The organism is Allocoleopsis franciscana PCC 7113 (assembly GCF_000317515.1).
Taxonomy (GTDB): Bacteria; Cyanobacteriota; Cyanobacteriia; order Cyanobacteriales; family Coleofasciculaceae; genus Allocoleopsis; species Allocoleopsis franciscana.
In genome coordinates this window covers 94,034-117,920 of record NC_019738.1, presented here as the reverse complement: position 1 = coordinate 117,920, position 23,887 = coordinate 94,034, and the positions used below count along the sequence as shown (strand labels likewise).

General features: G+C 45.4%; 18 protein-coding genes. 7 read left to right on the top strand and 11 right to left on the bottom strand.

All coding sequences use genetic code 11. The features are described 5' to 3' along the window. Positions 1 to 359: 359 nt before the first annotated feature. The 3 genes from MIC7113_RS00510 to MIC7113_RS00500 all read left to right on the top strand — a co-directional run bounded on the left by MIC7113_RS00510 (position 360) and on the right by MIC7113_RS00500 (position 4,911). Complete coding sequence (locus tag MIC7113_RS00510; RefSeq protein WP_015180209.1) at positions 360 to 2,639, top strand: hypothetical protein; 2,280 nt, start codon at positions 360 to 362, stop codon at positions 2,637 to 2,639. Between the two features lie 57 nt (positions 2,640 to 2,696). Further along, positions 2,697 to 3,764, top strand: a complete 1,068-nt coding sequence (locus MIC7113_RS00505; protein ID WP_015180208.1) for a glycosyltransferase family 4 protein — start codon at positions 2,697 to 2,699, stop codon at positions 3,762 to 3,764. 61 nt (positions 3,765 to 3,825) lie between these two features. Next, on the top strand, positions 3,826 to 4,911 hold the full coding sequence (locus MIC7113_RS00500; protein ID WP_015180207.1) for a glycosyltransferase family 4 protein: 1,086 nt from the start codon (positions 3,826 to 3,828) through the stop codon (positions 4,909 to 4,911). Here the strand turns inward: MIC7113_RS00500 and MIC7113_RS00495 are convergent. The 7 genes from MIC7113_RS00495 to hepA form a co-directional block, all read right to left on the bottom strand. Beyond that, positions 4,903 to 6,357, bottom strand: coding sequence for an O-antigen ligase family protein (locus MIC7113_RS00495; protein WP_015180206.1), 1,455 nt, complete (start codon positions 6,355 to 6,357; stop codon positions 4,903 to 4,905). The genes MIC7113_RS00500 and MIC7113_RS00495 overlap by 9 nt on opposite strands. Positions 6,358 to 6,410: 53 nt before the next feature. After that, the gene (locus MIC7113_RS00490) at positions 6,411 to 7,385 is read right to left on the bottom strand and encodes a glycosyltransferase family 2 protein (protein WP_015180205.1); all 975 of its coding nucleotides are present in this window, start codon (positions 7,383 to 7,385) and stop codon (positions 6,411 to 6,413) included. After that, on the bottom strand, positions 7,382 to 8,509 hold the full coding sequence (locus tag MIC7113_RS00485; RefSeq protein WP_015180204.1) for a glycosyltransferase family 4 protein: 1,128 nt from the start codon (positions 8,507 to 8,509) through the stop codon (positions 7,382 to 7,384). The genes MIC7113_RS00490 and MIC7113_RS00485 overlap by 4 nt, the downstream gene beginning before the upstream one ends. Positions 8,510 to 8,514: 5 nt before the next feature. After that, the gene (locus MIC7113_RS00480) at positions 8,515 to 9,396 is read right to left on the bottom strand and encodes a glycosyltransferase family 2 protein (RefSeq protein WP_015180203.1); all 882 of its coding nucleotides are present in this window, start codon (positions 9,394 to 9,396) and stop codon (positions 8,515 to 8,517) included. Between the two features lie 52 nt (positions 9,397 to 9,448). Beyond that, on the bottom strand, positions 9,449 to 10,456 hold the full coding sequence (locus tag MIC7113_RS00475) for a glycosyltransferase family 2 protein (RefSeq protein ID WP_015180202.1): 1,008 nt from the start codon (positions 10,454 to 10,456) through the stop codon (positions 9,449 to 9,451). Between the two features lie 128 nt (positions 10,457 to 10,584). After that, a complete protein-coding gene (locus tag MIC7113_RS00470) occupies positions 10,585 to 11,523 on the bottom strand; it encodes a glycosyltransferase family 2 protein (protein ID WP_071884122.1) in 939 nt (312 codons plus the stop codon). A 139-nt stretch (positions 11,524 to 11,662) separates the two neighbouring features. Then, positions 11,663 to 13,513, bottom strand: coding sequence for a heterocyst formation ABC transporter subunit HepA (gene hepA, locus MIC7113_RS00465; RefSeq protein ID WP_015180200.1), 1,851 nt, complete (start codon positions 13,511 to 13,513; stop codon positions 11,663 to 11,665). Here hepA and MIC7113_RS38875 point away from each other — a divergent pair. Further along, positions 13,512 to 13,718 (top strand): hypothetical protein, encoded by a 207-nt coding sequence (locus MIC7113_RS38875; protein WP_155897888.1) that lies wholly within the window; start codon positions 13,512 to 13,514, stop codon positions 13,716 to 13,718. The two genes, hepA and MIC7113_RS38875, sit on opposite strands and share 2 nt — an antisense overlap. A gap of 365 nt (positions 13,719 to 14,083) precedes the next feature. Here MIC7113_RS38875 and hepC read toward each other — a convergent pair whose 3' ends face one another. Then, positions 14,084 to 14,830 (bottom strand): heterocyst development glycosyltransferase HepC, encoded by a 747-nt coding sequence (hepC, locus tag MIC7113_RS00460; RefSeq protein WP_015180199.1) that lies wholly within the window; start codon positions 14,828 to 14,830, stop codon positions 14,084 to 14,086. A 639-nt stretch (positions 14,831 to 15,469) separates the two neighbouring features. Here hepC and MIC7113_RS00455 point away from each other — a divergent pair. Together MIC7113_RS00455 and MIC7113_RS00450 are read left to right on the top strand one after the other, a co-directional pair. Next, positions 15,470 to 16,585, top strand: coding sequence for a glycosyltransferase (locus MIC7113_RS00455; RefSeq protein ID WP_015180198.1), 1,116 nt, complete (start codon positions 15,470 to 15,472; stop codon positions 16,583 to 16,585). A gap of 27 nt (positions 16,586 to 16,612) precedes the next feature. Beyond that, positions 16,613 to 18,961 (top strand): GumC family protein, encoded by a 2,349-nt coding sequence (locus MIC7113_RS00450; protein WP_015180197.1) that lies wholly within the window; start codon positions 16,613 to 16,615, stop codon positions 18,959 to 18,961. 126 nt (positions 18,962 to 19,087) lie between these two features. Here MIC7113_RS00450 and MIC7113_RS00445 read toward each other — a convergent pair whose 3' ends face one another. Together MIC7113_RS00445 and MIC7113_RS34355 are read right to left on the bottom strand one after the other, a co-directional pair. Then, on the bottom strand, positions 19,088 to 21,535 hold the full coding sequence (locus MIC7113_RS00445; protein ID WP_015180196.1) for a glycoside hydrolase family 31 protein: 2,448 nt from the start codon (positions 21,533 to 21,535) through the stop codon (positions 19,088 to 19,090). 340 nt (positions 21,536 to 21,875) lie between these two features. Beyond that, positions 21,876 to 22,178 carry a zinc ribbon domain-containing protein gene (locus MIC7113_RS34355; protein ID WP_015180195.1) on the bottom strand — a complete coding sequence of 101 codons (303 nt, stop codon included), beginning with the start codon at positions 22,176 to 22,178 and terminating at the stop codon, positions 21,876 to 21,878. A gap of 584 nt (positions 22,179 to 22,762) precedes the next feature. Between MIC7113_RS34355 and MIC7113_RS00435 the strand changes: the two genes are divergently transcribed. Continuing rightward, positions 22,763 to 23,101, top strand: coding sequence for a P-II family nitrogen regulator (locus tag MIC7113_RS00435; protein ID WP_015180194.1), 339 nt, complete (start codon positions 22,763 to 22,765; stop codon positions 23,099 to 23,101). An 89-nt stretch (positions 23,102 to 23,190) separates the two neighbouring features. Here MIC7113_RS00435 and rdgB read toward each other — a convergent pair whose 3' ends face one another. Then, complete coding sequence (rdgB, locus tag MIC7113_RS00430) at positions 23,191 to 23,763, bottom strand: RdgB/HAM1 family non-canonical purine NTP pyrophosphatase (protein ID WP_015180193.1); 573 nt, start codon at positions 23,761 to 23,763, stop codon at positions 23,191 to 23,193. Between the last annotated feature and the right edge of the window lie 124 nt (positions 23,764 to 23,887).

Below are 23,887 nucleotides of genomic sequence, written 5' to 3'. Positions count from 1 at the left end.
ATTGTCTTTGCCGTTAACCTGGGTCAGTTGTTCAATATGTGTGTGGACTTGAGACAGAGTGCGGACAATCGCGGCAAACAATGTACTCTGGGCTAATGGTTAGCATGAAAGCTAATCATTTAATGGATTCCAAGCTTGCCAAGATTCTACAAGAAATGTTAACTCTAAATAAATAATTTTTTTTAACAGATTAAAATAGCTAGCTTCATTAAAACTTCATAAAAATTTCATCAAAACTTTATTGATGAAGGTAACACAAGTGTAATTAAGGACACAACAATTGCTGACAAATTCCTCCCGATAAGCACAGATGACTCTAATTTTCAACTCAAAAATCCATTCAAAGGTCGCTTGAGAAGATGATCAACCAGAGATTCTTATCGTTGCTTACACAATTTTGGCAGGGAAACCGATCGCAGATTAAAACGCCGAACTCAGTGCAATGGCTGATCAAAAAGGCCAACACTCTACGCAAAAATCTCAGTCAGGTTCAGGTTTATTGTTACCGTCCTAGAGTCCGTTTACCGCTCTATTTCTTTGCAGGACTGCTCATTTTTACCTCATTGGCCTGCTATGTGACAACTGGGGCGATGTCCGAAACCTCCTACAAAACCTCTTGGCTAGGCAACACTTTTGGTGGTGGCGATAAGTGGGTACAAATTCAGATTAGTGCCATGTATGTCACTCCCGATGGCACCGTTTATACCAATAGCTTATGGGATGAAGCCGGTCGGGAGGCGGGGATTTACAAAGACGGAGACGTAATTGGTCGGGCTGATGCGCTACACGGATGGGGAAGGGTTGGAGGCATTGCGGTTGCAGCGAATAGTAAATACCTGTTTGTGGGTATGGTTCAAGGCAACGAGGGAGGAAAACTTACGGGAGTGAACTATCCCCCGAAAGGGACTGACTGGTACTGCGTGCGGCGTTACAACTTACAGGGTAAACCGGCCTCCTTCTCCGGTAAATTCTGGGACGGCAGTATGTTAATGATTAATACGTCTAGTCAGGTCACGGGCTTGGCTACCGCCGATAACGAGTTATATGTGAGTGACCCAGCCGGTAACCGTATTCTGGTCTTAGATACAGACACGATGCAAGAACGGCGAGACTGGAAGTTGAAAAATCCTCGACAGATAGCCGTCGATTCTCAAGGGAACTTGTGGATTATTCAAGCTAAAGATGGCGACAATCCAGCAAAAATTGTGCATTATTCCAAAACGGGACAGCCATTGCCATCACAGATTACAGGGATTGATGAGCCAAGCGCGATCGCAGTTGACAATCAAGGCAGACTATTGGTGGCAGACAATGGCCCACGTCAGCAGGTGTTGATTTACGACATTACAGACAAACCCAAGCAAGTTGGCACCTTTGGTGTGGAAGGAGGCATTTATTCCGGCATCCGAGGAGAAGTCGGTGATTTGAAACTCTACGGCATTACAGGCGTAGGCACCGATGCCGCTGGAAATATTTACATCAGTAACGATGGGTTTAACCGAACAGGTGCGGATTTGAGAAAGTATGACCCTCAAGGACAGTTACAGTGGCGATTATTGGGTCTGATTTTTCTGGATAATGCCGATGCTGACTTGGACAGTGACGGGGTGAACGTCTTCACTAAAGATGAGCATTATGTCATGGACTACAGCAAGACAAACGGAGGGGAATGGACGTACAAAGAACTAACTCTTGATCGCTTCCGCTATCCCGACGATCCGCGACTGCAAAAAACGAATCATACCCCCACGTCCGCATTCATTCGTCGCATTGGCGGTAAACGTTTTTTGTATTTAACGGATATGTATGCGACTCAGCTCAGTGTTTACCGATTTGATGATAAAATAGCGGTCCCCGCTACTATTTTTTCCAAAATCCACACAGAATGGCCGACAAATCAACCCCTAAAGCAAAATTGGCTATGGAGCGACAAAAATGGAAATGGTGCCATTCAAGCCAATGAATACGAAAATTTAGGACCAGAAGAACCTGCGATTTGGGGGTGGGAGATTGATAGTAAGGGCGATATCTGGCAAACCTCTGAGTCTGGCTTTATCCAGCACTATCGTTTTCAAGGCTTGGATCAATACGGTAGCCCCCGCTACTCCAAGGCGGCGTCAGAACGGATACCCATGCCAGCACCCTTTACCACACTCAACCGGATTGAGTATGTCCCTGAGCAAGATGTGATGTACCTAGGAGGGTATACGAAAGAGCGTCCCAATGCCGATGGGGATTGGGGATTAGTGGGTACGGAGATAGTACGTTATGACAATTGGAGCAAGTCCAAAACCAACATACGTTGGCGCATCCCTCTGCCCTATGCTCCAAACGCTAACCCAAAACTGAATATCAAGTCGATGGATGTCGCCGGAGACAGAGTGTTTACCGCAGCCACCAGAACCGCAGAAGTTTACGTTTATGATGCTGGAAATGGCTCTTTACTGGAGAAGTTAAGTCCAGGGCCAGAGGTGGCTAGGGAGAGTGGCTGGGTTGATACTCCCTACGGATTGCGCGCCTTCAGGAGAGAGAATGGAGAATATTTGGTATTTGTCGAGGAAGTATTGAAAGGCAAGGTACTCGTATATCGCCTGCCAGGGATGAAATCAGCTCATCGATTGAATCATTCACCTGCTTAGGTTTCTAGTTCTGATTTGTATTCGTTTTGCCAGTCCCATCTACCCAGAGCAATATTGATGCGAATTCTACACATTCTTAACCATATCCAAGAGATCGGTAACGGAATTGTCAATGTCGCGATCGATTTGGCTTGTCTGCAAGCCAAAACAGGGCATGATGTAGCTGTTGCCTCGGCGGGTGGAGAATATGAGGCATTACTATCTGAGTATGGTGCAAAACACTTCAAAATCGATCAGACCAGAACACCGATTAATCTGATTAAAGCCGCTTCAATGTATCGAGTGGCGGTGCAAGAGTTTAAACCTGATATCGTTCATGCTCATATGATGACGGGAGTGGTCTTGGCACGCCTGTTAAAAATGAGTTCAGGATATACTCTGGTTTCTACAGTGCATAACGAATTTCAGCGAAGTGCCGTGCTGATGGGATGGGCTGAGAGAGTAATTGCCGTTAGCCAAGCTGTTGCCCAATCTATGGTGCAACGAGGTATTGCTGAGAATAAGTTACGGATCGTCTCGAACGGGACGTTGGGTAGCCCCCGCACTCGCCAACTGAAAGAGTATCAGCCTCTATCCTTAAAGCGTCCTGCAATCGCCACGGTTGCTGGTATGTATCGGCGTAAAGGAATTGCTGAGTTAATTGAGGCATTCGCGCAGGTTGCTGCCAATTTTCCGCAAGCACAGCTTTACATCGTGGGCAATGGTCCTGATCGGGAATTATTTGAGGCGCAGGCCAAACTGACAACCGTGAGCGATCGCATTCATTTTGAAGGTTTCCAACCCGAACCTCAACGCTATCTGCTGGCAAGTGATATCTTCGTGCTAGCCTCTCACCGCGATCCCTCTCCCCTGGTTATTCCAGAAGCCCGTGAAGCAGGCTGTGCCATTGTAGCCACAGCGGTGGACGGCATTCCGGAAGCTTTAGATGGAGGGCAAGCCGGTTTTTTAGTTCCACCATCAGATAGCAAAGCACTAGCCGGCGCTTTGGAGCAATTGCTCAGTGACCCTAATGTTTTACAACAGTGGAAAGAGCAAGCTCAACACAATCTTGATCGGCTCAATGTAGTGCGTGTCCATCAGGAAACAATGATGGTGTATGAGGAGCTAATCGCCAACTCGAAGTAAAGAAACCGAGTAAGCGAAAAACCATTTTCAGGAAAACAGCATCTAGACATTAGAGAAAGTCATGAAAAAACTAATCGTCCATGTAGCTCAACTTGAGGTGTCTGAGTCGTCGGGCATGGGAAGAGTGATGTGGCATTGGAAGAATGAGTTTGAAAAACGAGGCTACGAGTTCATACATATTGGGAAAAATGAAGTAGGGAAATTGCCCCATAAAGCATTATTTCCTTATCGCGCCCATCAACTTTATAAACGTCTGGGTCGTCCAGCAGATGTATTATTAATTCACGAACCTGTACCAGGACCTTTTCTCAATTCAAAAACTCCTGTTGTCGTTTACAGCCAAGGTTCAGAACGGCGTGCCTGGGACTTAGCTTTAAAACAAAACGATGGCACAATTCACGAAATTAACTGGAAGCGAAAAATACTGTTTCCGTTATGGAGTTTACGTCATTGCGATCTAGGCTTTCGCAAAGCGGCATTAGTATTATTATGCAACCAACAAGATGCTGACTTTGCCGAACAGTATTATCGTCAAGGGAGAGAGCGTTATTTTGTATTTAGAAATGGTGTCAATCCTTTCAAAATCGATGAAACAGTACAGCCTCAAGAACCCTGTACTATCTTGTTCTTAGGTTCTTGGATTAAGAGAAAAGGAATTCAAACCCTCGTTGAAGCCGCTCGTTTACTCTATCAATCAAGCGTGTCAGTCAAGTGGCTTTTGGTTGGTACTTGCGTGGAGCGGGACAAGCTGATAGAAGATTGGCCAAAAGAGCTTTGGTCGTCAGTCGAGGTTGTTCCTTTTTACCCACCCAAAACCGAAGAAGACTTTTTCGCTCGTTCCAATATTTTCATTTTGCCCAGTATTTTTGAAGGGCAATCACTAGCACTCTTACAAGCAATGGAAGCTGGTCGATGCTGCATTACAACCAGTTGCTGCGGTCAACTGGATTTAATTCAACATGGTCAAAATGGATTACTTCACGAACCAGGAAATGCTCAGCAGCTTGCTTCGTTAATCGAGGAATGTACAAAAAATGAAGAATTAAGACTACGTTTGGGGATAAATGTTAAAGCATCAGTTCAAGACCGGAGTTGGGAAAATGTATCTGCTGAAATAGTAGATCGGATTGAAAAGGTACTACTGTAAAATATCCGTTTTCCCCAACAATTCCATAACCTTTGGCTGTTGATAGTATTTATTGGCAGCTAAGCTCATCCCTAAAAATGACCACAAAACTAAGCCAGAAAAGCCAAGTTGTGCACTATTACTCACTAGCTGTGCAAAACAAGCGATGCTAATGGCGCGGGAAGTACTGGCAAACATATCAATGCGATTTTCTGAGGATTGGGCTAACTTGACGGCAATCAGGAGAATTCCACCTAGATAAGGAATGCCTCCAAACCAGCCGAGTGTTAGAAAAATTTCTAAAATTCCGCTGTCAATCACAAGCACCTCAAGTTGCCCATTCTCTTTGACAATCCAAATACTTCCTAACCCATTGCCCATCGCATTCGTCAGGGCGAGTTCGAGGTTATTTTTGTAAATCTCTTGTCTAACGGCTGCGCTATCGTCGTCCTCAAGATTCGTGAAGGTTTGTAGACGTGTCCCAATAATTTCCGAGAAGGGTTCTATCGCCGTTAACGGAACAACACACAAGGCAACAACCAGTACTGTAATCATCAAGCGCATCTGAAGACGCGGCTTGACAAAACTGATGGTCAAAAACATTCCGATCAACCAACCTAACCAAGCCGTGCGTACTAGAGTGAGCAAAAAGGACAAGTAACCAACAGCGGCAGCAGGAAATCGTAAAACGCTTTTACTGGTAAATAACAGTAGCAGACCTGCCACCATCATGTAAGAAAAAGGAGCCGTTGAGTTCATCGTACTCCATACTCGCATTGAAAAAGGTTCGGGTCTTCCTGCACTGACAAGCTGCGAACTGATCAGCCAAAACCGATCCCACTCTGGTGCTATTAAGTATTGCACCACACCGTAAGCTCCGGTGACTAATACACCCCAGAGAAAGGTACGCTGAATATTTTGGCGATAGCTAGGATACTCTCGCCAGTGTACATACAGGTGAAAGGCAAAGAGAATCGGCCCCAACCAGTCGAGGAGAGCACGAACGACGCTAACAGGAGGGAACTTAATCAGTCCAGCCAGAAAGGCATAGAGAACACCTAGAGCCGATAAGACAAAAGGAAAGCTACCTTGACGATAGGATTTGGGAAGATGATGAAAGAATGTCGCTACACAGATAAACGTTACCAGATACGGTGCGATTAGGATGATACCTTGGGGATCCCAACCATTGCGATAATCAATCAAACGACGGACAAATGCCGTTACAAACCAAATCCACCAGGTGAACCCAATATAAAGAATGGGATACCGCACGTACAAGAGTACGCCAACCGCGAACGCTCCGACTGGAAACAACAAACGCAGGATACTGCCAGCACCCGCTAAGATGCCTAGCGCAGTACACAAGATCAGTCCTAAGATTGCTGTCCAAGCTAGGGCTGGTTGCAGTCCGAACGAGAAACCCTGATTAGGGCGGGTGCGAGAAAGTGTCTCGTGTTCAGTCATATTAAGTCCGGTTGTATCGGTACCGTATACACCGATAGGCGATCGCAAACGCTTCACGAAGATCGTTGCTGCTGTTTATGAAACATGGGTGTAGCACTTGGATTCGTTTGTGCTTGCCAACTCAATACCCCTTGCCAACGTCCGCGAATAGACGCCAGCCACTTTTTCCCGGCTAAAGAGCCTTCCTTTGCGCTGAATCTCAACCACTGCAAGAAACCGGGCGCATCTCGCGTACCCACTAACATCGCCCAGACCAAAAAGACAGTTCGCTGTATCCACGAAAAGTGTTCTAGCAAAATTAAGGTTTCATTGTGGACGGCATTGGTAACGGCGAGATCGTTAAACGTGTCTCTCTTATCTTCATCAAAACGCTGCCCTCGAAAGTGGTCTACTGCTACTTTAGGGTCATAGATTAGCGTCCAACCCGCCCGCCTCAAGGCCAAGGTAAAGGCTACCTCAAAGTGGACTTGAGCGCCTGTCCCTCGCATCCGTGGGTCAAAACGCAATCCAGCGATCGCAGTTCGGCGAAAACTCATATTCACTCCCTTGAGGACATCTACCTCACGGGGTTCGCCAACGCCGATGTGATGATTGCCGATGACGCGTCCAAACCACTGAACTTGACCCACAACTTCACGCGCACCATCTTCCAACTCTGTACCGTGGTACACCCAGTCACGTCCACCAACGCCACCCACTCGGTCATCCGCCAGAAAATAAGTCTCAATGCGTTCCAGCCAATCCGGGTGAGGGCCGGCATCGTCATCAGTGAAGGCGATGATATCCCCTTTTGCCACCTCAAGACCTGTATTCATCGCAGCCACCACACCTGTAATGCTGACCGTCTCAGTCCGCAGAGGTAAGGAACCCAGATTGAAGGCTTCCAGGAACGCCCAGGTTTCTGTATCCGTATCGCGAACCACCAAGATCACCTCATCGGCAGGTCGGGTCTGCTTTTGTAGCTCCTCCAGACATTTTGCTAGGTCTTTCGTGCGGCGATAGGTGGGTACAATCACTGTAATTTTCATCGCTTGCTCAGCTCCTCGAATCGATCAACATAGCGTTGCGCCATCTTTTGCCAGCTATGGTCTTCGGCTACACTTCGGGCAGCTTTGCCCATACGATGCCTGAGTTCGGGGTTGCTGGCCAGTTGACACAAAGCTTCTGCCAGACCTTTCCTGTCTTCTGTATCCGACAAAACCACCCCACACTCTGGCGAGATCAGTTCCGACGCTCCCGTTGTAATTGCTGTGACAATCGGTAACCCGGACGCCATAGCTTCAATCACCACCAAGCCAAACGGCTCGTAACGAGAGGGAAAGACAAAGATATCCACCGATCGCATGAGTTCCGGAACAATCCCTGAGGGATTGTCTAAAAAGTGTACGCGATCGCTCAATCCCAGTTGTTCGGCTAGCTGGGGATACGGACTCCCTTCCAGAATACCAACCACAGCTAAGTGCAATTCAGGAACATCCACCATCGCATGTAGCACGGTATCTAAGTTCTTGCGATTGATGCGAATGTCGCCGATAAACAGGGCAAGGGGGACATCTTCAGGCAGACCGAATTTTTTCCGATTGCCTGCACCAGGGAAAAATTCTTCTAACCCGACGCCACACCAAATTACTTCAATCGCTTCTTTGGCAATGCCGATGTCCACCAATTCCTGCTGCACTCTGTGAGATACGGCTACGACCACTTTGGCTTGCAGGAAGGCGTTTTTTTCCCAACGGGCATTTAACACGGTATAGAGCCATTGGTAAAACCCATACACATCTCGACGCCCTCGCGAAATATGTAATGGCGATTGCAGCCAAGCACCATGTACGAACGGTACGAGATTAACATCACTGGCAGCCCAGGTCACTGCGCCGTTCGCTAATACCAGGTCAAACTCTTGGCGGTGTTGGCGCAACCACTGGGCGCTGCGCCAAGCGAAGATGATTTCGTTGAGCAGTTCTGTCGGCAACTTCTTAACCGAAAACTGAACCGAGTTGACCTGACTGTTTTGTTGCAGTTCTGGAGCAACATGACTCGCTAGCAAAGTAACGTGGTAACCCCGCCGAATGGCTTCCCAGGCTATTTCATAATTGACTCGACCCTGACCATTCCCTTTCACAACCCAGGGGGTAATAATGCAAAGTTTCATCTTGATTAACTTAAGAGCTTCTGTTGCTTGCGATCAGTCAAGTACTCCTTGACGACATAGGAAAATACAGTACGAAGTGTATCAATGGGTTTGAGAAGTCCTCCCAACCCTTCTAGTTTTAGAGTATGAGCAAATGTATGGGCTGAGGCTATACCCAGATAGACAAGCGCTTTCAATGCATTTTTTTCTGTAGAAAAGTAGCGTTTAAAGGTGACATAAAGTCGAGACGCTTCGTGGTATGGTTGATAAAATTCTCGATTAACTTTTGAAGGAAAATGTAAATTAATAGCATCTGGACATAGAATAATTTTATATCCTTCTTGAATCGCTCTGGTTGTTAAATCCACTTCATCACACCCGTAAACTAATTTTTCATCGAATACCACCTTTTTAAAAATATCAACTGGAAAAATAGCACTATTGATGACTACGCTTTTTAAAATATCACCATCTTTGTAGTCAATTTTTTGAAACCCTAAAAAATCTTGTTCGTGGGGAAAAACTAGCATATCATCGGTTTTTTCTATCCCCGTAATGATTAAATGAGACGTATCTTCTCCCTGAGAGTGAGTTTCCAAAGCTGTAAAAATAGTTTCTAAAAACGTTTCTCCTAAAACAACATCATCATCAATAAAAAGGACATGGGAACCTGTAACAGCCTGCAATGCGTTATTGCGATTTGCACCTAAACCGCGCCGAGGTCCTGGCAAATACTTGACCTTAGGAAAACTGGATTCAACAAGCGTTTGTGTTTCAGGATTGGTGCTGTCATCCGATACAATAACTTCATAAACTGGATAAGTTGAACGTTCAATCGAATTTAAGGCATTCTTCAGTTCTGGAGGTCTATTTCTGGTGCAAATGCACACCGACACCTGATAAAACATAGTTTTCCTTCTATTTCAATAAGGGACGTTACAAGAGGGCATTTTGTAGGTCTTAAAATCGACTTGCTAAGGCATGGGGGGTGAAACTTAGAGTCAATGCCGCTAGGGTTCGTAAACTGGGATTTTGTCCTAGAGCCTTCCACAGGTAAGGACGCGCTTCAGCCGTCCGGTTTGCCCGCAATAGGTTAATTCCTACAGAGGTCATGGCACGAGCCCATCTTTTCTGAAAGTGTGGCTTTAGGTCTTTTAAACGATCATCCGCCATAAAACGCGAGTAGCTGAAAATCTCACACTGTTCTTTTCGGATATTAGTCTCAACATCTTTTTTCGAGTAAGAATAGGTGTAACTTTGTGTATGAACTCGATATCGAGTCAGGCGTTCTGGATAATAATAGGCTCCGCGTCCAGAGCGGCAGCAGAGATAGTTAATGTAAGCATCCCATAAACCGCCGACCTCTATGGGAATCTCATCCCAATCTAAAGAGGTTTTCCGAATCACGGCAGCGCAGGCAGGAGCGACGGCACTCTCGACGATAGCAAGTTGGCAGAAGGGTTGATATACTCCTTCTTGGAGACGATCTCGATGGTTAGTTTTCGTACAGGTTTCGGTTTCTGGATAGTTAATTCTACCCTCTTCATCGACAATGTAGTGATCGCAAAATGCTAGCGCTAAATCTGGATTAGCCTCCAAGGGTGGAACCAGTTTTTCTAAGAAATCTGGATTCCACAGATCGTCATCATTGAGATGAGCAACATACTTCCCTCGCGCTTCTTTGAAGATACTTCCAATATTACGAATCATGCCCAAGTTAGTGGCATTGTGCCGAAAAATAATCCGCGAGTCTTGAAACGCGTCAACAATTGGCTGAGGGCTTTCAGGGCTAAAATCGTCAGCAACAAGAATCTCAATATTTTGATAAGTTTGCTCAACCGCGCTTGTAATAGCGGCCTTGAGGTAGGCGGGACGGTTATACGTTGGGATCAGAACACTCACTAATGGCTCTTGCGAACTCGTATTGATCGGCTTAATGTTGAATTGGGATTCAGATTGAAAAGTCATGGGTTTAAGAGTTTGACTTGATAGCCTATGCCGAATGAAGAGCGATCGCAATTTTCATAGGGTTACAAGGAATCTCCCATTCTTGAGCCAAAGAATTTTGGATGAGGAAGACAAATCCGACTAGCTAACTACTCCCTACACTGTTGCCAAGTCTGCCACCCCTGCCAGCGTCCGAGTAGTGAAACCCACCACTTCTGTACGCCGATCGCGCCTTCGCGAGGAAGAAATCGCACTAATTGCACTAAGCCTCGTGCCTCTGATGTTCCCACTAAGATTGCCCACAGGAGAAAAATAACGCGTTGAACGGGTGGAAAGTGTTCCAGCAAAATGAACGTTTCGTTGTGGACGGCATTCTGACAAGCTGAGGCATTAAATTCATAGCGCGAACCTTCCTCCCGTGCGCCTGGATAGTGATTTACTGCGACTTCCGGGTCGTAAATCAGCTTATACCCTGCTCGTTTCAAGGCTAAGGAAAAAGCGACATCATTGAGTGGTTGAGCTCCCGTACCCCGCAGACGCTGATCGAATCGCAATTGGGCGATTGCTGTCCGCCGAAAACCCATATTCGCTCCCCTAAGCGTATCGACTTCACGGGGATTGCCCGCACCGAGGTGATGGTGAGGAATGAACCGTCCCATCCACTGCAACTTTCCTACTACTTCCAGTACGCCATCTGCACCCTCAGCTAACTGGGTGCCATCATATAACCAGTCACGCCCTCCAACACCACCTACACTTTTATCGGTCAAAAAGTGGCTTTCCATGCGTTCCAACCATTGAGGGCGGGGGGCGGCATCGTCATCTGTAATCGCGACAATCTCTCCATTGGCGTTGTCTAGACCTGTATTAAGGGCTGCTACTTGCCCTGGAACGCTTACCGTTACAGTTTTCAGGGGCAAAGAGGCAACATCAAATCCTTCAAGCATACTTCGGGTTGGAGTATCGCTATCTCGTACTACGACTAACACCTCATCCGGTGGTCGAGTTTGATGCTTTAGGGACTCCAAACAACGGACGAGATCGTTTGGGCGGCGATAGGTGGGAATCAACACAGTGATGGTCATCATAGGACATGGTTCGATACTTTTTGATTCACTTTCGCTAATCAATATATTCATTTCTAGAGCCATCCTAGATTTAACGGGTGATCCAGACGCTTACTAAAGGGTGTTTTACACTCATCGGGAGTCTCTCACCTTTTCTTAGCTATCCTACATAACCTGATTCATGCTGCATTTGATGATATTTCCAAAGCTTTCCCCGTTGTTCCAGCAATTCTTGATACTTTCCTTGTTCTACAATTTGTCCCTGTTCGAGTACCACAACCTTATCAGCGCTGGCAATTGTTGAGAGTCGATGAGCGATCGCAATGACCGTGCGACCAATTGATAACTTCTCCAACGACTCCTGAATCAATCGTTCTGATACAGAATCTAATGCACTGGTTGCCTCATCCAAAATTAAAATTTCTGGATTACGTAACAAAGCACGAGCGATCGCAAGACGCTGACGCTGACCTCCAGATAACCGAACGCCTCGGTCTCCTAGTTGTGTTTCAAAGCCATCTGGCATCTCTTGTATAAATTCCACTGCATTGGCTAGTCGCGCGGCCTCTAAAATTTCATCTTCACTCGCGCCTTCTGTGCCATAGGCAATATTGTTACGAACAGAAGTATTAAAAATAAATGTATCCTGACTCACCACAGCGAGCTTTCGGCGCAGCGAGTTGATCTCAAACTCTCGTAGATCAACTCCATCAATGAGAACATTACCTCTTGTTGGGTCGTAGAATCGTGGAATCAGATCAGCCAGCGTTGTTTTGCCAGCACCGGAGCCTCCAACCAGCGCCGTCATCTGTCCCCGCTCAATGGTTAGTGTAATATCATGCAGAACCAAATTACTGGCATCGTAGCCAAAATCCACAGATATAAAGTCAATTGAACGCTTTAAACCTGAAAACTCAGTCTCTCCATTTTTAAAATATTTTTTATTGTCAGTTCTCAAAAGCTCTTTAATATTATCCGCAGAACCATAAAGAGTGCTAAGTTGCGCCATAACATTATTGACCGACTGTAGACTTGGCACTAAGCGAAACAGCACAAAGAAAAATGTCAGCAATGAAGCAACCTGTAGCGTCCCATTGGCTACAAAAACCGTAAAAGCCACAATAATCATACTAATTAGAATTGTGGTCGCTAACCCCTCGGCAAGAGGTTTCACCACTGCCCAAGCTCTTATCGCCTTACCATAGGAACTGACTATGTTAGAACTAGCCCCATAGAACTGCTTCCGCTCAAAGTCTTGAGTAGCAAATGCCTGAACTGTGCGAATCCCGTTAATAAACTCCATCGCCGTCGAGGTAAACTGACCACTAGCTTTTGTGACTCCGAAACTAGCCTCTCGTATTCGTGCGTTCAGCGTTGATAGGCCTACTGCCAAAAGAGTGAATAGCAGCATTGAAATTACTGTTAGCTGCCAGGATAGTAAAAACATCGATAAAAAGTAGACCGCCGCCGTCAGGCTACTGGTGAGCAAAAAAGCAAATCCACCGAAAACTTGCTTAATCCTCTCAATTTCAGTAGTAATGGTATTAATTAGCTCACCAGAACGTGTTTTGGCAAAGTAACTTAAGCTCAACGCTTGAAGTTGCTCAAAAATCTGTTTACGGAGACGATCTAGTAAATTTAATTGAGCCAGTTCGGTATAAATAGATGCCAAGTAGTTAAAGGCGGCACGCGTCCAAGTGGTCAATAAAATCAGAGCCGATATTCGATAAAGCCGACTCGTTGCAGATGTATTGATTCCCAGAATCCAAATGTCAAACCACTCAATTCCTGTCTGAACAGGGTTGGCATTAGGAGTCGTCAAACTTTGCAAAAACGAAAGCAAAAAACCAATGCCAACTCCCTCAAAAGTTGCAGCCAGAAATGTGAACAAGAGCGCCAAGAGGGCTATTTGAGGAAAATGCTTGAACTCTCGCAGAATCAAGTAATTATTCTGCCAGAAATTGGTAGCCTTCAGCAGACTGCGGATTGGCCTGGGAAGTTTGAGATGCATGGAGATTTTCGTCAGATTAGTCGTGGACGGCAGACAAGCCGATATGACTCAGGGACGCCAAAACGTTGGCTCAAGCTTCCTATGGTGGACATCGGCTTATGGATTGAGCAATAGCAGTCCTACAGAGGAAATTAACTATTTTTACCATCTGAACTTATTCCAATGTCTTGGGCGAGTATTAGGATGCAACTTCCCCGTCCTTTAAATTCGGCTGAGTCTCTTTGAGCCTTGCTAACTCTAGTTCATCATGTTAAGAAGGGTTAACTTAGAAAGTAGAGACAAGTCAAAGGAAATGGGTTAATTGCAGTAAACGCTTTGTAACAAATGGCTAAGCCAACGGCTGAAAGTATGAGACTAGGATTCAAACAATTTACCAGGACTTACGCGAGAATTCTACAGGCAGGGTGTTTGTTGTCTAATTGCAAGGATTTTACTAACGTACAGTGATCGCGGATTCTTGCTGTACATCAATGTCAAAGAATTAGAGCGTGCTACCAGGATGTCTTGGCCGTTTATGAAGGGTAGATCTTAACAAACTTCTGATCAGCCACGCCACCGTTTTGCCCTTGCTTATGCTTCAGCAACAAATTCACTAGACGCTCGTCCCCAAAGCAGGACATCCATCTGTTGTTGAGCTTTTGGGTCTGGTTGCACGACCTGAGATAACGTTAAAGGACGTACTCCGAGCAAACTCATTTCACCGCGCAGTACATTCAATAATTGTGGTATTTCGTCAAGGCGATATTTACGCATCCAGCGTTCTATTGAGGTAGGCCGAGAGTTAGGATGATTGGGAGATGTGTGAAACTTGAGAGCCTTGAAAAGTTTGCCACGTAACCCAATGCGCCAGCTAAAAGCAAAAATGGTCTTGGATGAATAGGGATACATTAATGCCATCAACGCCAACATCACTGGGCTTAACCCGATAAGTAACACAAGAGCTACTATCCAATCAAGAACTCGCATGACACTCCCAGCCCAAGAATTTGGCCTTTTGGGTAGCTTCTGGCTCATCGTTCCCTGTAAAAGAAACGCTGGCTTCTTGGCTTGCTCACACGCTTCAGCCCAGTGCTTCAAATCAGCCTCTCCCATCATTGGATCTAGGCGCACAAGTCGCACAGGAGATTTCTTTAAGCACTCTACTAACCGTTGTTTACTAGAGAGTGAAGATAGATGACTCTGTTGAAAATTGTGGCAAGGCTGCACTAAGAGTTGTCCTTGCCTCCATTGCAGCTTGCACTGAGTGGATAGAGGCTCTCGATGCTGTTCTGGCAAATTTAAGGATTGGCTTTGAAGCGCAATACTTATGGTACTCATTGCTCCTCCGAATCAATTTAGTAGCCCTTGGTTATTATCTAAGAGTAAGATATTAGCGAGAAATAGCTAGAAAAGAAAACTTCTCTTCATGATTTCTTTAAAAAACTTTTACAGCTTCTTGAAAAAAAAACGCTCTAATCCAAAGAAATGTAGTATAATATACAGACAATAAAACTATAAAATGATATACTCCAGGCTTAGGGTTCTGTCAAAACGTTAGCTGCTAAGTTATGTTCACCCCAGGTGAGTCATTAAGTCCTGTCAGCTATCGGCTAAAACTCCTATCCAATTTCCAGTCTGCTTGAATAGCTTATAATGTGTTGGGCTACAGATTCCTTCATCTGTATCAGCTCATCATCAAACGAAAAACCCCTTCCGCTTCCATGCCATCAACACTGTCACGGGGTTCTATCGGTAAAATAAGCAAGCATTAACATAATTGAGACTAGTAGAAGCGTTCGTTTTGTTCTCTTAGAACCTTTAGAACCAGCCATTAATACAGAGTTCTCTAGGTTTGTGACCAAATGAACTAAAGGGTATAGCAACTTGATGTTACTGAGATGACTTTTTTCATCAATCGAGCTTAAGGTTCAAGGACTGTTTGAGTTCTTACTAGAATGCAACTATTGGGTGCACCCTATGAAAATTGCTTTAGTTCACGATTATTTAACGCAACCAGGTGGGGCGGAGCGCGTATTTGAGCTGCTTTGTAAGCGCTACCCCAATGCCGACATTTTTACATCTATATACGATCCCAAACTACCTCTTGACTTCGGAGAGCGTGAGATTTACACAACTGGATTACAAAATATTCCTGGAGCCATTAAATATAAATATTTTAGGCTTCTGGCTCCCTTATATTTTCAAGCTTTTCGCTCCTTTGATTTGGAAGAGTACGATCTGATTATTAGCAGTAGTACCAGCTTTGCTAAGGCGGTCAAAAAAAGGCCAGGAGCTATACACATTTGCTTCTGCCACAATGTTACTCGCTTTTTATGGGATACCAACACTTATCTTCGAGAATATGCTACCTATCGTAAAATTTATCCATTCCTCAAACCCGCTTTTAAAGCTCTCAAAAAGTTAGACCTAGAATATGCTCAAGAACCAGACTATTACATTGCAAATTCTAGTATTGTCGCCCATCGAATCCAACGGTTTTATAAAAAACCAGCACAGGTAATTAACTACCCAATTGATAGTAGTAAATTCACTTTTTCCGAAGAAAAAGATGATTTTTACTTCGCATCTGCCCGTCTAATTAGTTATAAGAGAATTGATGTAATTGTTGAAGCCTTTAATTGGTTAGGATGGCCGTTATTGATTTCAGGCAATGGTCCAGAAAGGGAGCGTTTAGAAGCCAGAGCTTTAAGTAATATTAAATTTCTAGGACATGTACCCGACTCCAAACGAAGTATTCTGATGGCAAGAGCTCGCTCGGTGATTGTAGCGGCATTAGAAGACTATGGCTTAGTCCCAGTAGAGGCTAATGCTAGTGGTACACCCGTAATTGCCTATGGGGCGGGTGGGGTGCTGGATACTCAAATACCCGGTAAGACAGGAGTCTTTTTCTCTCGGCAAACACCGGAATCCATTCAAGCGGCATTGCTCGAAGCCAGTAAGATTAATTGGGACTATAGAAAAATTCGAGAGCACGCCCTCAGTCAGTTTTCAGAAGAAGTATTCTTTAATAAAGTGGAGCAGGTCATTGAAGATATCTGTGGCTCACATCGTTCGTACAGTTTACTCCATTAGGGTGTTTCTCCCTAGGAGATGGTAGAAATGACTCAAAGCAATCTCAATACAGTTCCTGACACAGACCCAGGGTATGGACAGCTTTTTGCAATCTTAATCCGCCGACGGCTTTGGTTACTCGGTATATTGTGCCTTGCTTTGGGTATTGCTACCTTCAAAGCCTTTACGACTAAGTCAACCTATGTAAGCTCTCTCCAACTGCTAGTAGAACCCAATTATCAAAGCAAAAGACAAGACGGGCAAGAGGGAGCAGAAAAGCAGATTGTCGATCCCAACATTCAGGTAGACAGTGCAACTCAGCTTAACCTAATGCAGGGTTCGCAGCTCCTGCAAAAAGCCCTAGATTTACTGCGTCCTGATTATCCGGATCTGACGCTCAAGGAGCTTAGAAAATCTTTAAGCGTTTTCCAGGTTGAGGGTAGTCAGGATGATAGCAAAACCAAGATTTTTGCAGCCAACTATACCGCTAACGATCCGGTTAAGACGCAAAAAGTCCTCCAGGCTGTACAGCGGGTTTATTTGAATTACAACCGAGAGCAACAGAGATTACGTTTAGCCAAAGGTCTTGCTTTCATTGATGAGCAATTACCCAAGGCTCGTTTAAGCGTGACTCAGTCTGAGGCCGCCTTGGAAAAGTTTCGCAAAACTCAGAATCTAATTGAGCCAGACGCTCAGACAACAGCTCTAACCACTGCCCTAAACGCCATTCAAGATGAACGCAGGAGGAACCAGGCTCAGTATCGGGAGCTTCAGGCTAGCTACAATACTTTACAGCAGCAAGTGGCTCGTTCTCCGCAAGATGCACTCGTTTCCTCACGTCTGAGTCAGTCTACTCGTTACCAATCATTACTCGACGAAATTCAAAAAACAGACTTGGCGCTTGCTGAGCAACGAAAGCGGTTCACCGATGACAACCCAACGATTCAAAAGCTTCTGTTTCAGCGTCAGCAGCAGCTTGCTTTATTAGAGAAAGAAGGGGAGCGTGCGGTTGGGAAAAATTCTTCTCAGCTCAAGGGAGAGAATCTTCTCACTGAAGGACAGCTAGGTGAAACGGACGTGAATCTTACCAACAAGCTTCTGGAGCTAGAGAGTAGTATCCGGGGACTTATGGCACGGGAACAGACCCTAGCAGAGAAAGAGCAACAACTCCGTGTAGAACTCGAACGGTTTCCCAGCGTGCTAGCGGATTACAATCGCCTGCAACCCGAAATCAAACTGAAGCGCGAAACCCTTGATCAGTTAGAGAAAGCACGGCAAGAATTGAGTTTAGAAATTGCCAGGGGAGGATTTGATTGGCAAGTTGTTGAGCAACCTCTACTGGGAGAGAAAACAGGCCCGAAAAAAGCACAGATCATTTTACTCGGCGCAGTCGCTGGGGTAATGCTGGGTGGAATTGCCGCCTTTATCCGTGAAACGATGGATGATGCGGTTCGCAGTTCTGATGAGTTAAAACAGCAAGTTGCCTTACCTGTGTTGGGTATGACTCCAGTCTTGCCAAAAGCGAAAAAGAGCGAACCGAGGATGCTTCTGCCTTTCGGTAAGTCCCAAGCTTTGGAACCAGTCGGGAACCAACCCATTATCAAATTGCCTTTTGGCAAGCCAAAAGTGCTAGCCCCCTGGACGGTTGAAGTCCTTCATTGGTCACCGTCTTGGCAATCCCTGGATCTGATTTATAAAAACATTCAACTTCTGAGTTCTGTTTCCACGCTCCGCTCTCTGATGGTCACATCCGCTGTCGCGGGTGAAGGAAAATCAACTTTGGCGTTAGGTTTAGCCATTAGTGCAGCTCGTTTACATCAGCGGGTACTGCTGATTGATGCCGATTTACGCAATCCAACGCTACACGAAAAACTAAATCTTCCTAATGATTATGGGCTGTCAACCCTACTCTCTAGTGACGCCCCCTTGCCAATCCAGACCAGTCTTCATGCCTCAAGCGCGTACATTGATGTCATCACTTCTGGGCCAATCTCACCCGATCCAGCCAACCTGTTGAGTTCCCCGCGCATGGGAGAATTGATGGCAGAGTTTGAGCAAAGCTATGACTTAGTCTTGGTTGATGCTCCCCCAGTTCTTGGTTTAGTGGATTCAATTTTAACCGCATCCTATTGCGGGGGCGTGCTATTGGTCGCACGCATGGGACAAATCACCAAAACCGAACTGACACAGGCTACAGCTATGTTGAGTAAGTTGAACCTGATTGGAGTTGTAGCAAATGGAGACAATAGTTCTTACAACAGCTATGCACCCCAGTCAACTCGTGGAGCCAACAAAGAGGATTGGGGAACGGAAAGAACTGCTCAACTCGTTTCTGGAGTACCGATTCATTATGAGGGGAACCCTAAAAATGCTGAACCAGTGAATTCAGAAAAATAATCGGAACACCTGGTAAAGCATCATCAACATCTTTATCCCGTCCAGAAATTGTGTCTTATGTTCCTAACAAAGTGAATCTCCCTTGGTTACGGTAAAAGTATTTCTTGATAGTGTTCTCTAACTTTCTCAAAATTCATCGGAAGAAGCGGGTGGTGTCACAGTAATCTGCCATAAAGCCGTTTGCGGCACGGTAGCCAGAGTCAGGGACAACACATTTTGCCTCCATTCCTGCTCACAAATCTCTACACCACTTGCTTCTACTCGACTCCCAGATACTAACCCAGTCCAGAAAATTTGGAAACTTCGCTCAGGAAGCATTCCTAAATAACTCCCTCGGACGGATTCACCTGTGAGAAGATAACCATCCCCCTCACGATGTTGGGTAAAACGGCGACGACTACCTGCCTCAGTGCGGTAAGCGGTGCTTTCCCCATCATCTTCGTAAAAGTCTAGTTCACCGTCTGCCCCTGCATAGACCTCTAAAATTAAATCAGTTGGCGGTGTCGTTCCAACGCGGCGCGAAAATTCCGCTAGGGGCAAAATCGCTCCAGCTTGCACAAAAACGGGTATGCGATCAAGCGGGATATACAAGTTTAAATGCTGAATACCTATGTAGAATTGACCCGTTGAGCGTTCCCACCATTCACCTTCGGGCAAATAAACCGAACGGTAACCACCAGCTTCAACTACGGGAGCCACTAGGATGCGATCGCCCAATAAAAACTGTGTGGTTACCTGATAAGCTTGTTCATCTTCAGGATACGCCAGGTATAAGGGACGACATAAGGGCAAACCCGTCTCATAGGCCACTCGGCTTAAGTGATATAAGTAGGGCACTAGTTGTATCCTGAGCCGCAATGCCTTGCTGATCGCATTGAGTACCCATTGTCCATAACTCCAAGGTTCGCGCCGACCATGATCGGAATGAACGCGGACAATAGGACAAAAGCATCCAAATTGTACCCACCGTACAAAGAGCTCTGGGTCAATTAGGGGTACACCGGGGACATGACCGAAAAACCCCCCTAAATCGTGTGACCAATAACTCACTCCCACATTACCCGCTCTTGTCGTGAAATCTACTAAAAACCGCAGAACTTCCCAGTGGGAATAGGTATCAGCAGAGAACTGTACGGGGTAGCGATGAGAACCAAGCCCACCGGTACGGGAGAGAATCAGGGGACGCTGATTGCGACGGGTTTCCAGATGGGTGAAATAAACATGATTCGTCCATAATTGGGAATTCACACCTGGATGCTTGGCGTTAGCACCATCAATCCACCAAAAATCAATGCCATCTTCCTCATGAGGACTGTGCAGCACTTGCATGAATAAATTAGCTTCTGACTGAGACGCCAGATTGAATAACAACCAACCTTCATCCGCGTTAGCATTCGCTAAACTATCCAGGGTTGGCGCATCAGGTTGCCAGGACTCAAAAATCCAGTCGGTGGTGGGATTTTTCACCGGGAAGACATTACCTGCTTTCACCTCATCCGGATTCAGTCCCCGTGCTGCACACAAAGCGGAGAACTGACTTTCCTGTGGGGATACGCCTTCAATGTGGACATTCGCACCAATATGTAACCCAGTACCATGTGCCCATTGCAGAAACCCTTGGGGATTCGGGAAAAATTGCTCGTTCCAGTCCCAACCACACCAACCGGCTAAGTGCCAATCGACATCGAGGACGAGAACATCCAAGGGTAATTCGAGTTGATCAAATTGCTGGACAAGCTGCTGATAATCTGTATCATGCATTTGGTCATACAGGGAAAACCACACCCCAAAAGCCCAACGCGGCAGCATGGGGATGCGTCCACACAGTTGGACAAAATCTTGCAAGGCTTGGGCGTAGTCTGTACCGTAGCCGAAAAAGTACCAGTCTTGACCGTTAGCATCCGATCGCTCACTCAGCCCTCCCTCTTTCACCAGCGCACTGCTGGAATCATTCAAGACGCTGTAACCACTACGACTTAACACTCCAGGAGGATAGTGACGCCATTGTTGCAAAAATTCCTGCATGGGTTCGGGGAGTTCATCCAGGCGGAAATGATTCAGGTACCCTAGGGGTGGATCTTCAAAACCGGTGTTTTCCCCGCGATCGCGCAAACTCTTGTGAATGGCTTTCAACGGCGTGTAGAGCCATTCTTGGGTGTGAGGGAAGTCTTGAAACACTGAAGCTGGATGCACTCCAGTGGGGTGAAAGTCTCGGTGAATCAGGTCTAAGCTGGTGAAGGTGCCGCCCAAGTTCTCAGTATCGACGGTTGAAGGCGTCCAATTGAAAGTCTTGTTGTCACAATTTACATCAATATTTAGGTTGGCATCATTGAAAGGTTTACCATCAGGTCGATAGACGATTTGGATCAATTCCGTATACAGGTGAAGTACTCCTGTTTCAGCCCACTCAATACTCTTAAACGGTATCGGTTGGGGGCGAGTTAAAACGATCACCGTGGGAGAGTCTTCAAATTGTCCTGTGGCAGACCACTCCAGACGTACTAAGCCATGATTTAAGGCGCTAAAACGAGCCGTTCCACAGATAACGCTGTTACCGACGAGTTGGTATTGCACAAATTCACTCCTGCTGAATCTCCAAGACTTTACACCCTTTTTAGCTTATTAAGGTGTAGTTATTAGTGGAGCAAAACAGGTAAACCCGGCTTAAAAAATCACCAATTTCAGCCTTAAAGCACTTGCAAAAAATAATTGTTACCCTTTAATAATTAAACCTCTGGCAAAAGTTGAAAAACTCCTTCTCAATGCCTCAATCTTTCTAAAAGGAAGGGTTTCCATCATTAATGCAAGAGGTCTATTAAATAAAGTCGGGTTTTATACTTAAGGAAATAGCTTATGACGCTACCTTATTGGGCTAAACCCACCTCGAACAAGCCATTGATTTATTAAGAAATCTCTAAAAGCCTATCAATAAAACCAAACCCAAAATTCCTAATAGGGCATAGACGATCCAGCCCACACTATTATCTGGGGTCTGAGTTCCATTCATTGCTGCTCCACAATGTGGACAAAATTGATCATCGGATTCCACCAGACCTTGACAAGTTCCACAGTGTACTAATATTTTGTTATTTTCAGGACTTGGGGAATTTAGATGTTCAAATTCGGAGCCACAATGTGGACAAAATTTATCAAGAGTTGATATGGAAAATTTACAATGAGGGCAAAGTAAATGTTCTTTAACTGAAGAAGTTTTCATCTTTTTTATCTCCATTAATTATTGATTATTGAATTAACTAAAATTCATGAATTCCTGACAACTGTTAAATTTGATGTTGAGTTATTTTCAAATTCACCGATAGACACGATGCCGCCTAATCGTGAATCTTAAAATTCAGGACTTGCTAGGTATTATTAAGTTAAGTATTTATCCTAAACTTTGATGTACTTCTATTGATTTTTGTTGCCATAATTCTATGACTTCTAATTATTTATTATGTGAAAAATATTCCAAAATTAAAGTCTTTGCTCATGATTCGTAATGCTGGAATGAAAGTAAAAATTAGAAGACAAAGGGATACCGCGATCCCCCTGAATTTACTCCTTCATCGGAAGTTCCTCCGTCGCAAATTAGTACTTGTGTACTAATTATGATGGACAGATATGTACCTCAAGGACTAACTTCGTTATCCTGCTTCTTTACTTGCACAAGGCAAATAAATCATCTAAGGACTGACTCAGGAGCAAATGTATTAAAAGTTACAAAACACCGATCTAGACGGTGCTAGAAAGTGTCATGCTGTCTATAAAGATAGATAAAAAAATTCGTGAGGAGCCAAGACTTTGAGGAAGGTAGAAGCCATTATTCGACCCTTTAAGCTAGACGAAGTTAAAATCGCCCTAGTCAATGCTGGTATTGTCGGGATGACGGTTTCGGAAGTCCGAGGATTTGGACGCCAGAAAGGTCAAACCGAGCGCTATCGCGGTTCTGAGTACACCGTTGAGTTCTTGCAAAAGCTCAAGGTGGAAATTGTTGTTGAGGATAGTCAGGTTGACATGGTAGTAGAAAAAATCATCGCCGCTGCTCGAACCGGTGAAATTGGAGACGGTAAGATCTTCATTAGTCCCGTCGAACAAGTCGTCCGGATTCGCACAGGGGAAAAAAATCTAGAAGCCGTTTAATCTGTGACATTCTGATATCCCCATTGGAAAGCTGAGGCTCTGCTATTCGGGCTTAGTGCCTCAGTTCCAAATTTCTGTATCTCTAAGAATTAAGCTAACTGGCTTAACTGAGGCAAGAGTGCTTCAAACGCTTTGCCTCGATGGCTGTAACGCCGCTTCATCTCTGGCGTCATTTCGGCAAACGTCAAACCTTGTTCGGGTACATAAAAGATGGGATCGTAGCCGAAGCCGCCAGTTCCACGAGGAGTCTGTAAAATTTCTCCTCGGCAGATGCCTTCAACTTGAAGCGCGATCGCTCCATCCGGACGTGCGATCGCCACCACACACACAAACTGCGCTCCTCGATTGTCTTCTTCACCGAGTTCCCTCAACAGTCGTTCAATCCGCTCGCTGTCTGTGTTTCCATAACGTGCAGAGTAGATACCAGGGGCACCATCGAGAGCATCAACTTCTAATCCGGAATCATCTGCGATCGCCCATTCTCCAGTTGCCTGAGCGACGGCTGACGCTTTGAGACAAGCATTAGCCACGAATGTATCTTCGGTTTCCTCAATGTCTAATTCCGGTGGTTTTAACTGCAATTTCCACCCCTTGTCTGACAGGTACGTCTGCATCTCACGCAGCTTGCCGGGATTTCCTGTCGCTACAACCAGCACTGTCATAATGTTCAATCTCGTGTTTCAGCGATTTTAGCGATGAGCATGAAACTGGATGGAAGGGTAGATGACCCAAAGGGTAGAAAAACACCAATGATTTAGTCGTCTCCCGTAGACCAACAGCCAGCAT

Bases quoted from the DNA above. Each gene is read 5' to 3' on its own strand.
- hepA (WP_015180200.1), bottom strand. From the start codon at position 13,513: ATGCATCTCAAACTTCCCAGGCCAATCCGCAGTCTGCTGAAGGCTACC.
- rdgB (WP_015180193.1), bottom strand. From the start codon at position 23,763: ATGACAGTGCTGGTTGTAGCGACAGGAAATCCCGGCAAGCTGCGTGAG.
- MIC7113_RS38875 (WP_155897888.1), top strand. From the start codon at position 13,512: ATGGAGATTTTCGTCAGATTAGTCGTGGACGGCAGACAAGCCGATATG.
- MIC7113_RS00455 (WP_015180198.1), top strand. From the start codon at position 15,470: ATGAAAATTGCTTTAGTTCACGATTATTTAACGCAACCAGGTGGGGCG.
- MIC7113_RS00510 (WP_015180209.1), top strand. From the start codon at position 360: ATGATCAACCAGAGATTCTTATCGTTGCTTACACAATTTTGGCAGGGA.
- MIC7113_RS00475 (WP_015180202.1), bottom strand. From the start codon at position 10,456: ATGACTTTTCAATCTGAATCCCAATTCAACATTAAGCCGATCAATACG.
- hepC (WP_015180199.1), bottom strand. From the start codon at position 14,830: ATGAGTACCATAAGTATTGCGCTTCAAAGCCAATCCTTAAATTTGCCA.
- MIC7113_RS00470 (WP_071884122.1), bottom strand. From the start codon at position 11,523: ATGATGACCATCACTGTGTTGATTCCCACCTATCGCCGCCCAAACGAT.
- MIC7113_RS34355 (WP_015180195.1), bottom strand. From the start codon at position 22,178: ATGAAAACTTCTTCAGTTAAAGAACATTTACTTTGCCCTCATTGTAAA.
- MIC7113_RS00500 (WP_015180207.1), top strand. From the start codon at position 3,826: ATGAAAAAACTAATCGTCCATGTAGCTCAACTTGAGGTGTCTGAGTCG.
- MIC7113_RS00490 (WP_015180205.1), bottom strand. From the start codon at position 7,385: ATGAAAATTACAGTGATTGTACCCACCTATCGCCGCACGAAAGACCTA.
- MIC7113_RS00485 (WP_015180204.1), bottom strand. From the start codon at position 8,509: ATGAAACTTTGCATTATTACCCCCTGGGTTGTGAAAGGGAATGGTCAG.
- MIC7113_RS00450 (WP_015180197.1), top strand. From the start codon at position 16,613: ATGACTCAAAGCAATCTCAATACAGTTCCTGACACAGACCCAGGGTAT.
- MIC7113_RS00495 (WP_015180206.1), bottom strand. From the start codon at position 6,357: ATGACTGAACACGAGACACTTTCTCGCACCCGCCCTAATCAGGGTTTC.
- MIC7113_RS00505 (WP_015180208.1), top strand. From the start codon at position 2,697: ATGCGAATTCTACACATTCTTAACCATATCCAAGAGATCGGTAACGGA.
- MIC7113_RS00480 (WP_015180203.1), bottom strand. From the start codon at position 9,396: ATGTTTTATCAGGTGTCGGTGTGCATTTGCACCAGAAATAGACCTCCA.